This is a genomic window from Streptosporangium sp. NPDC002607, assembly GCF_053592655.1.
Genome location: NZ_JBSFWD010000023.1, coordinates 63,685 through 75,879 on the forward strand (window position 1 = coordinate 63,685; position 12,195 = coordinate 75,879).

At 74.1% G+C, this 12,195-nt stretch carries 1 protein-coding gene; it reads right to left on the reverse strand.

The genetic code is table 11. The features are described 5' to 3' along the window. Positions 1-16 precede the first annotated feature (16 nt). Positions 17-12,142, reverse strand: a complete 12,126-nt coding sequence (locus tag ACWD3H_RS25155) for an amino acid adenylation domain-containing protein (protein WP_451956708.1) — start codon at positions 12,140-12,142, stop codon at positions 17-19. Positions 12,143-12,195: the final 53 nt, after the last annotated feature.

The following is a 12,195-nucleotide window of genomic DNA, read 5'->3' on the forward strand; positions in this document are numbered from 1 at the left end:
GGCCGTGTGAAGCGCCTTATTCCAGCCGGTTCACGAGTTCGGCGACGGTCTGGGCGGTCATGAGCGTCGCGATCTTCATTCCGGCGCAGCCCGGCTCCCTGCGGATCCGGCGCACCAGTTCCATGGCGAGCAGCGAGTGACCGCCCAGTTCGAAGAAGTTGTCGTGCGGCCCGACCGCGTCCACCTCCAGGACCTCGGCGAACGCCCGGCACAGCAGCGCCTCGCGGTCGTCGTCGCGCCGGACGGCGTGCCCGGCGCCGGCCTGGGTGACCGTACGGGCCTCGAGTGCCACCGGCAGGTCGCTCAGCCGCGTCTCCGGGTCGTCCGCGACGGTCTCCAGCACGTCGAGGAGCGCGCGGAGCATCGTGTCGATCGTGGCCGGTTCGAACAGGTCGGCCGAGTAGTCGACGACGAGATGGAGCTCCTCGGCCCGCTCCCTGAAGATGAAGTCCAGGTCGAACTTGGCCGCGGGCGGGCTGAAGAGCGCCTCCCGCTGCCGCAGCCCGGGGAAGCGCACCTCGCCCATGGCCTGGTTCTCGTAGCCGACCATCACCTGGAAGAGCGGGTTGCGGCCGGGCACCCGGGGTGGCCGCAGCGCCTCGACGAGCGCCTCGAACGGCAGGTCCTGGTTGGCCAGACCGGCCAGGTCGGTGTCGCGGACGCGAGCGAGCAGTTCGGCGAAGGAGGGGTCGCCCGAGGCGTCGGCGCGGAGCACGAGCGTGTTGACGAAGAAGCCGACCAGGTCACCGGCCGCCTCGTCGGTGCGGCCCGCGACGGGACTGCCCAGCGGGATGTCATCCCCCGCGCCCGCGCGGTGCAGCAGCGCGGCGACCGCGCTCTGGCAGACCATGAACATGCTCCCCTGGGTCCCGCGCGCGAGCCCGCGGAGCCGCTCGACCAGCGCCTGGGGCAGTTGCCTGGTCACGGTCGCGCCGCGCTGGCCGACGGTGGCCGGCCTGGGCCGGTCCACCGGCAGCGGGATCTCCGCCGGCATGCCCGACAGCGCCTTCGCCCAGTAGGCGAGCTGGCGGGCGTGCGGGCTGCCCGGGTCGACCGGATCGCCGAGCAGCTCACGCTGCCAGAGCGTGTAGTCGGCGTACTGCACCGCAGGAGGCTCCCCCACGGGCGCCGCTCCGTCCAGCCGCGCGGCGTAGGCCCGCGCCACGTCCCTGGCGAACGGCCCGAAGGACCACTCGTCGAACGCGATGTGGTGAAAGACCGCGAGCAGTAGGTGCTCGTTCTCCCCCTCCGGGATGAGCGCGACCCGCAGCGGGATCTGGGTGGCCAGGTCGAACGGGCGCGCGATCACCTCCTCCGGCGAGCAGGTCGTGATCTCCAGGGCGGGGCGTGCCGACTCCGGCGGCAGGACCCGCTGGTATGGCACGCCCTCGTGCTCGGCGAAGACGGTCCGCAGGCTCTCGTGCCTGGCCGTCACGTCGCCGAGCGCGGCCTCCAGCGCGGCCACGTCGATCTCGCCGCTCAGGTGCACGGCCAGCGGCAGGTGGTACGCCTCGCGGGGCCCCTCGTCCTCGCGCAGGATCTGGTCGAGCAGCCAGAGCCGGCGCTGCGCGTACGACAGCGGGATGCGTTCGGGACGCCGCCGGGGAGTCAGCGGGGGCCTGAGCGCGACACCGGCCCTGTCGTGCAACCGGGTGGCGAGCTCGGCGACGTTCGGCGCCTCGAACAGGTCCCGGATCGCGAGCTCGGCGCGGAGCACCGCGCGGACCCTGCCGACCAGCCGGGTCGCCAGCAGCGAGTGCCCGCCCAGCTCGAAGAAGTTGTCGTCGATCCCGACGCCGGCGACGTCGAGCACCTCGCCGAAGAGCGTGCACAGCAGCTGTTCCACGGCGGTCCTGGCGGCGCGGCCACTACCGCGCGGCCCCTGCCGGTCGGGGGCGGGCAGCGCCCGCCGGTCCAGCTTGCCGTTGACGGTCAGCGGGAGCGCGTCCAGCGTCATGACCGCGCTCGGCACCATGTAGCCGGGCAGCCGCCGCCTGAGCCCCTCGCGCACCCGGGCGGCGAGCGCCCCGTGGTCGCGGGCCGCCGCCGGGTTGTTCGCGTACGACGCGGGCCTGCGCTCCGGATCGGCCGGCAGGAAGGCGGCCCCGCCGCCGAAGACCGCGTCGTAGTGACCGATCTCGGCCGAGGGGGTGGTCACCACGCCTGGGTCGAGCGCGTACAGCAGTTCGGGTTCGACGCCCCGCGGGGATGCCCGCAGCAGCTCGCGCGCCTCCCCCGCGAAGGCCCCGCCCTCGATCGCGCGTAGCGCGGCGAGCTCGGCGGAGAGCCTGGGATCGGGGATGGCACGCACCCTGAGCGGCCCGGGAAGACCGCCGGACAGCCGGGTGGCCAGGTCGTCGAGGCCCGCCCAGTCCACGACGGAGGCCTCGGTGGGGGGCACGGCGGGTGGCTCGGCGGGTGACTTCCAGAGTGTCACGTCGTAGCGGTGCCTGCTGAGCTCGTTGTGGTGGACGCCGCGCTTGGTACGGACCTCCACCCGCGCGGCCAGGTCGAGGGCGGCGAAGAACGCGGGGTCGAGGAGGAGTTCCTTCTCCATCCGCACCGCCCGGTCGATCGCCGCCGCACCGATGTCGGCGCCGCCGGCGCCGCCCTCCCTGCCGAGCTGGATCGCCGCGTGCAGGCAGCGCACCGACCGCAGGTCGCGCACGTCGCCGATGAACAGCGCACCACCGGGGGCGAGCAGGTCCATCGCGGCGGCGATCACGTCGGCGAGGTATCCGGCACCCGGGAAGTACTGGACCACGGAGTTGACGACCACCGTGTCGAAGTGACCGGCGGGCAACCCCGCGGTGTCGTGAGCGGGCCGGCAGCTCAGGCGTACCGGCGAGTCGGGGCCGAGGTCCGCCTGGAGCTTGGCGATGACGGGGGCCGCGAAGTCGGTACCCCAGTACTCCTCGCAACCGGGGGCGAGCCGCGACAGCAGCAGGCCGGTGCCGACGCCGATCTCCAGGACCCGCCGGGGGTTGAGGTCCTGGATGCGGGCCACCGTGGTGTCGCGCCACTCGCGCATGTGCTCCAGCGGGATGGGCAGCCCGTCGTAGCTGCTGTCCCAGCCCGCGAAGTCCTCGGTGTGGACCGCCGTGCCGATCTCGGTGTACTCGGCGTCGTAGATCTGCCGCCACTCCGCCAGGTGCTCGCGCTCGGCGTCGGGCCGCGCGGCGCCGTCGGGCACCACGTAGCCGATGAGGCGCTTGACACCGGGCACGTCGGTGCCCACCGCGATGACGGCCGCCTGCCCGACGCCGGGCTCGGCCGCCAGCACGCTCTCGACCTCCTCAAGCTCGACCCGGTAGCCGCGGATCTTCACCTGCTCGTCGGTACGGCCCAGGAAGTCGATGTTGCCGTCCTGGCGCACCCGTACGAGGTCGCCGGTCCGGTACATCCGGCCGCCGCCGAAGGGATCGGCCACGAACCGTTCGGCGGTCAGGCCAGGCCGGTCGAGGTAGCCTCGGGCCAGGCCCGCGCCCGCGATGTAGAGCTCTCCCGGCGCGCCCGACGGTACCGGCCGCAGCCAGCCGTCGAGCACGTAGCCGCGGGTGTTCCAGATCGGCCTGCCGACCGTGGGCGTGGCGCTGTCCTCGGTGCCGCCGCCCAGCGTGTTGATCGTGTACTCGGTCGGGCCGTAGAGGTTGTAGCCGAGCACCCCCTCGGCCTGCGCGAGCCGGTCCCAGACCGCCACGGGGACGGCCTCGCCGCCCAGCAGCACGAGCGGCGGGCGGTGCTCCCCTTCCAGCAGCCCCTCCTCCAGGAGCTGCTGCGCGTAGGTCGGCGTCACGTTGATCACGTCGATCCGGTGACGCCGCAGGTATTCGGTGAGCGCCTCGGCGTCGCGCCGCAGCTCCTCGTCGCAGACGTGCACCTCGTGGCCCTCGATGAGCCAGAGCAGTTCCTCCCACGACATGTCGAAGGAGAACGACACGGTGTGCGCGATCCGCAGCCGGCGCCCGGCCGAGGCCACCACCGGGTCGAAGATGTTGGCCCGGTGGTTGAACTGCATGTTGGTCAGACCCCGATAGGGGGTGACCACACCCTTGGGGCGCCCGGTGGAGCCGGAGGTGTAGATCACGTACGCCGGATGGTCCAGCCGGCCCGGCACGGCCCGGCCGAAATCGGGCAGTTCCTCCCCGGTCAGCCCGGTGCCGGGCAGCGTGGCCAGCCTCGCCCGTACGGCCGGGTCGTCGAGCAGGATCGAGTCACCCGGGCAGGTCAGTCCGGCGGCGATGTCGCGGTGCGAGACCAGGCAGACCGGGGCGGCGTCGGTCAGCATGAAGTCGAGCCGCTCGGCCGGGTAGTCCAGCTCCAGGGGCAGGTAGGCGGCGCCCGTCTTGAGCACCGCGAACAGCGCGACGACCATCTCCGCCGACCGGGGCAGTGCCAGGGCGACCACCCGCTCGGGGCCCGCTCCGTGCGCCCTGAGCAGCCTGGCCAGGCGGTTGACGGCGGCGTCCAGCTCGGCGTAGGTGAGCCGCACGCCGGGCTGGGAGACCAGGGCGAGCTCGTGCGGGGTGCGCTCGGCCTGCTCGGCGAGCAGCTCGGCGATGGTGAGGTCGGGCACGGGCCGTTCGGCCTCGGCCCAGTCCCGGCGCAGCCGGTCGTGCTCTTCGGGCAGGAGCAGGTCTAGCCGGTGGCAGGGGGTCTCGGGCGCGGCGGCGAGCGTCTCCAGGACCCGCACGTACCGGTCGGTGAGCCGTTCGGTCTCGGCCTCGGTGAAGGCGTCGCCCCGGTACATGACGCGCAGGCCCGCACCGGGCTCGACGACCATGGTGATCGGGTAGTGGGTCGCGTCGCGGACCTGGCGGCCGAGCACCCGCACGTCGCCTCCGGGGCCGAAGCCGCGGTCGGTGGGCATGCCGGGGAAGTTCTGGAACACGAAGAGGGTGTCGAAGAGGGTCCCGAGGCCCGTCACCCGCTGCACGTCGGCGAGCGCGACGTAGGAGTGGTCGAACAGCTCCGACTGGAAGGTCTGCGTCCGTTCCAGCACGGCGCGCAGCGGGTCCGCCGCGCCGGCCCGCACCCGGACGGGGACCGTGTTGAACAGCAGCCCGACGACGGACTCGACGCCGTCGACGTCGGGGTGGCGACCGGACACCGAGACGCCGAAGACCACGTCGTCACGGCCGGTGAGGCCCGCCAGCAGCAGTCCCCAGGCACTCTCGTACAGGGCGGCGAGGGTGAGCCCGGACTCTCGGGCGAGGGCACCGAGCCGGGCGGTGAGGCCCTCGGGCAGCGCGCGGTGGACCTCCCCGGCACCGGCGAGGTCGGCGGGGCGGTCGGCCGACTCGGGCCTGAGCAGAGTCGGCTCGTCGAGCCCGTCCAGAGCGCGGCCCCAGGACTTGATCGCGGCCTGCCGGTCCTGCCCGTTCACCCAGTCGAGGTAGGCGTGGAAACCGACCACGGGGCGGTCCCGCTCGGCGTCGGCGTCGGTGTAGAACTCCAGCAGCGAGGTGACCAGCAGGCCACCCGACCAGCCGTCCAGCAGGATCAGCTCGGAGGTGAGCACCAGCCGGAAGTCGTCCTCGCCCACCCTGGCCAGCGCGAAGCGGATCAGCGGCGGGGAGTCGGGGACGAACGGCCGGGCGCGCTGTGCCTCGACGAACGCCTCCAGCGCCTCCGCCTCGCCGGTCTCGGCATAGGTCCAGTCGACCTCGAACCGCTCCGGGACGAACTGCACGGCCCGGCCGCCGTCGGTGCGGAACCCGGCCCGCAGGTTGGGGAACTTCAGCAGCACCTGGCGCGCGGCCCCGGCAAGGCGGCCGGGGTCGACGGGCCCTGACAGGGTCACCACGGCCTGCTGGACGTAGACGTCGCGGTCCTCACCGGCCAGCATCAGGTGGAACAGCAGTCCTTCCTGCAGCGGCGAGAGCGGCAGCTCGGCCCGCGACTCGGACGACCCGCCCGAGGGTGCCGTCACGGTCCCGCCGGGGGCGCCGAGCGGGGGTGCGGTGCCGGCCGTCACGCCCTCGGGGTGAGCCCGTGCGGCGTCGGCGGGCACATCACCGGGCACGTCACCGGGCAGGGCCACCGCGATCCGGGCCAGGGCCTCGACGGTACGCGACCGGAAGACGTCGCGGACCGTGAAGGAGAGACCCGCGCGGCGGGCGCGTCCCACGAGCAGGGCCGCGCTGATGCTGTCGCCGCCGGTGCGGAAGAAGTCGTCGTCGGCGTTGACGCCGTCCCGCCCGAGGGTCTCGGCGACGAGCCCGGCGAGGCCGCGCTCGGCGTCGGTCCGCGGCGCCCTGCCCTCGCGGGCCGCGGGCTCGGGCAGCGCCCGCCGATCCAGCTTGCCGTTGGGAGTGAGCGGTAGCCGGTCGAGGCCGACGAGCACGGAGGGGACCAGGTAGTCCGGCAGGATCTCGCCGAGCCCGGCGTGCAGCGCGTCGAGGTCGAGGCCGGTCTCACCCACGACGTAGCCGACCAGGCGCGGACCCGAGCGGGCCGCCACGGCCGCCTGCCGTACGCCGGGCCGGGCGGCGAGCACCGCCTCGACCTCACCGGGTTCGACGCGGAAGCCACGGATCTTGATCTGGTCGTCGGCCCTGCCCAGGAAGTCCAGGGTGCCGTCGCGGCGGCGGCGCACCCGGTCGCCGGTGCGGTAGAGCCGCGAGCCCGGCGGGCCGAAGGGGTTGGCCACGAACCTCTCGGCGGTGCGGGCCGGGTCACCGAGATATCCGCGCGCCAGGCCGTCTCCGGCCAGGTAGAGCTCGCCGACCGGCATCTCGCGGAGCCCGGCGTCCAGCACGTACGCGACGGTGTTGGCGATCGGGGCCAGCCCGCCACCGCCCTCGGCGATCAGGCTGTCCCCGGCCGCCTCCGAGCAGCCGTACAGGTTGACCAGCCGGGCGGGGACCCGCTCGGCCAGGGCGGCGGGCAGGGCCTCGCCGCTGCTCACCCACGTGGTCACGGAGCCGAGCTCCCCGGTCTCCAGGAGCGCGGCCAGCAGGCTCGGCACGACGGTCACCAGGTTCACCCCGTGGCCGCGGATCAACTCGGCCAGGGCGAGCGCGTCGGTGGCGGTCTCGTCGTCCGCGACGACGACGGTGTCACCGGCGATGAGGCCGCCGAGCAGTTCGGTGCTGCCGTCGATGAAGGCCGGGGAGCTCTTGGCCACCCGCACGCCGACCGCGGCGAGATCGGCGCCCCAGGCGAGCCGGTTGGCCAGTGCCCGCTGGGTCCCGACGACGGCCTTGGGCGTCCCGGTGGACCCCGAGGTGAAGATCACGTACGCGGGGTGGTCGGGGTGGGGCCGGGGCCGGGCGCGGGGCGGCGCGTCCAGGGGCGGCTCGTCGGCGCCGACCACCAGCAGGGGCCGGGCGACTCCGAGCATCATCTCGATCCGGGAGCGGGGATAGGTCGTGTCGATGGGCAGGTAGGCCGCACCGGTCTTGAGCACGGCGAGCAGCGCCACGACGAACTCGGCCGAGCGGGGCAGCGCGATCGCGACGATCTTCTCGGGGCCCGCTCCCGCGGCGGCGAGCCGGTCGGCGAGGGCCTCGGCCCGCTCGTCCAGTTCGGCGTAGCCGAGCGCGGTGTCGCCGCAGACGACGGCCGTGGCGTGCGGGGTGCGCGCCACCTGTGCCTCGATCCGCTCGGCGACGGTGAGCGGGGGGAACTCGCGGACGGTGTCGGGCCTGGTGACCGGGGCGCCGAGCGACGACAGGCGCCGCGCCGGGTCCTCGGTGACCCGATCGAGCAGTTCGCCGAGGTCGGTTAGCAGGCCGGTGACGGTCCCGGCGTCGAAGAGGTCGGTGGCGTAGGCGACGAACCCCTCGATCCGCTCCTCGCCCTCGGCGAAGTAGATGTCCAGGTCGAACTTGACGCCACCGGTCTCGGGCAGGAACGGCTCGGCGTGCACGCCGGGCAGCCGCAGCCGCACGTCCTCCAGCCGCTGGTGGACGATCATCACCTGGAACAGAGGGCTGCGGGCGAGCGAGCGCTCCGGCGCGAGCCGCTCCACGACCTGCTCGAACGGCACGTCGGAGTTGGAGAACGCGGCCAGGTCGGTGTGCCGGACCCGCTCAAGCAGTTCGGTGAAGGTCGGGTCGCCCGACAGGTCGGTGCGGAGCACGACGAGGTTGACGAACACCCCGACCAGGTCCGCGAGGTCCGCGTCCGCCCGGCCCGCGATGGGCGAGCCGAGCGCCACGTCGTCGCCCGCGCCCGCCCGGTGCAGGAGCGCGGCCACGGCGGCGTGCAGGACCATGAACACGCTGGTTCCGGTCTCCAGGGCCAGCCTGCGCGCACCGGCCAGCGGCAGCTCGAACGAGGCCAGCCCGCCCCGGTGGCTCGCCTCGGCGGGCCGGGGCCGGTCGGCCGGCGGCGTGCTCTCCTCGGGCGGCTCATGGAGCGTCCGCTCCCAGAAGGCGAGCTGGTCGGCGAACTCGGCGGTCCGGCTCTGCCAGACGGCGTAGTCGGCGTACTGCACGGGCAGCGGGGCCCAGTCCGGCGCGGTGCCCGCGCCGCGGGCGGTGTAGGCGCGAGACAGGTCGGCGAGCAGCGGCGTGAACGACCACTCGTCGGCGGCGGCGTGGTGCTGGAGCACGACCAGGACGGACTCCTCGGCGGAGACACGCAGCAGGGTCGCCCGGATCGGCAGGTCGGCACCGAGGTCGAAGACGTGCGAGGCGGCCCGCGCCTCGGCGGCGCGCAGCCGCTCCTCGGTCCAGCCGCGTGCGTCCACCACGTCGAACGCGACCCCGCCGGCCTGCAGGACACGCTGGACCGGCAACCCGTCGGGGCCCTCCACCAGCAGGGTGCGCAGCGCCTCGTGCCGTGCCACGACGTCGCCGAACGCGGCGCGCAGCGCGTCGACGTCGACCGGGCCGCGCAGGCGCAGGCCGAGCGGGAGCGCGTCGGCGGCCGAGGGGCCGCGCAGCCGCTCCTCGAACCAGAAGCCGCGCTGGGCCGCCGAGGCGGGGACGACCTCGGGTCTGGTCACGTCGCGCACCCTCGGCCGGGTGCCCCGCACCAGCCTGGGCGCCAGCGTGGCGACGGTGGGCGCCTCGAAGACGTCGGCGATGGTGAGCTCGGCGTCGAGCGTGGCGCGCACCCGGCCGGCGAGGCGGGTGGCCAGCAGGGAGTGGCCGCCCAGCGCGAAGAAGTCGTCGTCGATTCCCACCTCGATCCCCAGCGTGTCCAGGCCGAGCGTCTCGGCGAAGACCGCGCAGAGCGCCGCCTCGCGGTCGTCGCGCGGCCCCCGGCTCGACACCTGGACCCCGGGTGCGGGCAGCGCGGCCCGGTCGAGCTTGCCGTTGACGGTCCGCGGCAGTTCCTCAAGGGTGACCACCGCACCGGGCAGCATGTATTCGGGCAGCACTCTGGCCGCGGCGGCCCGCAGGTCCGCCTCCCGGAAGCCGGGGCGCGGCACGACGTAGGCGACGAGTCTCCGCTCGCCCGGGCTGTCCTCGCGGACCACGACGGCGGCCCGCGCGACACCGGGGTGGGCGGCGAGCACGGCCTGCACCTCGTCGGGCTCGATCCGGAATCCGCGGATCTTCACCTGGTCGTCGCCGCGCCCCAGGTACTCCAGCGACCCGTCGCGGCTCCAGCGGGCCAGGTCCCCGGTGCGGTACATGCGCTCGCCCGGCGGGCCGAAGGGGTCGGCGACGAAGCGTTCCGCGGTCAGCCCCGGGCGGCCGGCGTAGCCGCGGGCCAGCTGCTCGCCCGCGAGATAGAGCTCCCCGGGGACGCCGACCGGCGCCGGGCGCAGCGCGGGATCCAGGACGTACGCGCGGGTGTTGGGGAACGGGCGGCCGATCCCCGTCGCCGGCAGGTCGGCGGAGGTCGCCCAGACCGTCGCCTCGGTCGGTCCGTACACGTTGACCGCCGACGCCGCCACCGAGTGCAGGGTCCCGGCGAGCGCGGCCGGCAGGGCCTCGCCGCCGACGAGCACCCGCAGCCCGGCGAGGGCGGCCGGCTCCAGCGAGCCCAGCAGCGACGGGGTGCCCTGGACGATGGTCGCCCCGGCGAGCAGGCCGCCCAGCGCCGCGGGGTCGCGCACGGTCGCGCGTCCGGCCAGCACGACGGTCGCGCCGCTGATCAGCGGTATGTACAGCTCCAGCGCCGCGATGTCGAAGGCGATCGTGGTCACCGCGACGAGCCGGTCGGCGGCGCCCAGGGCCAGGCGCTCCCGCATCGTGAGCAGGAATGCGGTGAGCGCGGAGTGCGGGATGGCCACCCCCTTGGGGCGGCCGGTCGAGCCCGAGGTGTAGATGACGTACGCCAGGTCGCCGCCTCGGGCCGGGTGTGACGGCTCCGGCTCGGGCAGCGACCCGGACGGTGTCAGCACGGCGGTTCCCTCCGGGAGGAGGGCGGCGGTCTCCGGAGTCGCGATCACGCAGAGCGGGCCCGCGTCCTGGATCATGTAGGCCAGCCGGTCGGCCGGGTGGTCGGTGTCCAGCGGCAGGTAGGCGGCACCGGACTTCAGCACGGCCAGCAGCGCGACCACCAGGTCCGGGGTACGGGGCAGGGCCAGCGCGACGACCCGGTCAGGTCCCGCGCCACGCTCGCGCAGCAGCCGGGCGAGGCCCGAGGCCCGCCGGTCCAGCTCCGCGTAGGTGAGCGTGCCCGACTCACCGTCGACCCCACCGTCGACCCCACCGCCGACCCCACCTTCGACGGCGACCGCGTCCGGGGTGCGTGCGACCTGCTCCTCGAACAGGGAGGTCACCGTCGTGTCCTGGACGGGACACGCGGTGTCGTTCCACTCCGCCAGCAGGGCCAGCTCGTCCGCGCCGAGCAGCTCCAGGTCGGCGATCCGCAGGTCCGGATGGCTCAGCGCGCTCTCAAGCAGCGTCTCCAGGTGGACCAGGAGCGCGTCGACGCGCTCGTCGTCGAACAGCTCGCGCCGGAAGGTGGCCTCGACGGTCATGCCCTGTGGCCTGACGAATGCCTCAAGCGACAGGTCGAAGTGGGTGGTGCCGTTGTGGATGTGCGTCCAGCTCGTGGTGACGCCCGGCAGGTCCAGGTCGCCGATCTCCTGGGTGAGGAAGAGCAGCATGGTGTCGAAGAACGGTGACCTGCCGCGCTGCCGGGCGGGCCGCAGCTCCTGGACGATCGTGTCGTACGGCAGCGTCCGGTGGGCGAACCCCTCGGTGCAGGTGTCACGGACCCGGTGCAGGACCTCGCGGAAGGTGGGCGCGCCGGACAGGTCGGTGCGGAGCACGAGGGTGTTGCCGAAGTTGCCGGCCAGCCGCTCGATCTCGGTGTGCTCGCGGTTCATGACCGCCGAGCCGATCGCGATGTCGGTGGCGCCGGTGTAGCGGTGCAGCAGCACCGCGTGGGCGGCGAGCATCACCATGTACGGGGTGACGTTCTCAGCGGCGGCCAGCTTCCGCATCCCCTCGGTGACCGCGTCGTCGAAACGGCGGGCCCGGCGCCCGCCCAGCTCGGAGACGGTCGCGCCCCGCGGGCGGTCGGCGGGCAGGTCGAGGGGCGCGGGCGGCGGGTCGAGGCGCCGCCGCCAGTAGTCCATCTCCTCTGGAGAGGGCGGGCGGCCCTGTTCCCAGGCGGCGAAGTCCGGATACTGGACGGTCAGCGTGGGAAGACCGTCGGGCTCCCCCAGGACGGCGGCCCGGTACATCGCCGACAGGTCGCGTGAGAGCGAACCCCAGGTCATGCCGTCCCAGGCGATGTGGTGCACGACCAGGACGAGGGCGTACCTCCGCGCGCCGAGCCGGAGCAGTTCCAGCCGGATCGGCCTCTCGACGCGCAGGTCGAAGGGGAGCGCCGCGAGTCGCCCGGCGCGCGCCTCGGCGTCGGCGCAGTCGCGCACCGGAAGGTCGAGGGAGTCGTCGGCGAGGACGTGCTGCACCGGCCCGTTCTCGTCATGGTCGTCGTAGACGGTGCGCAGCACCGCGTGGCGGCGGATGAGGGCGCGCAGCGCCTCGCGCAGCGCCTCCGGGTCGAGCTCACCCGACATGTGCACCAGCAGGCAGACGTTGTAGGCCGGGCTGGTGGGAAACGTCCGATGGTGCAGCCACATGCTCTGCTGCGCGTAGGACAGCGGTGCGGGGTCGCCGGACCGGCGTGGGACGATCCGGTCCCTGCCGGGGCTGAGCCCCGCCTCGGCCATCATCCGCCGCATCAGTTCGCGCCGCCGTGCGACGTCCTGCTGTTCCCGCACGCTCAACTCTTTCTTTGTGGGTCCGGGGCCGGACAGCCGCCCCGCCTGAAGGT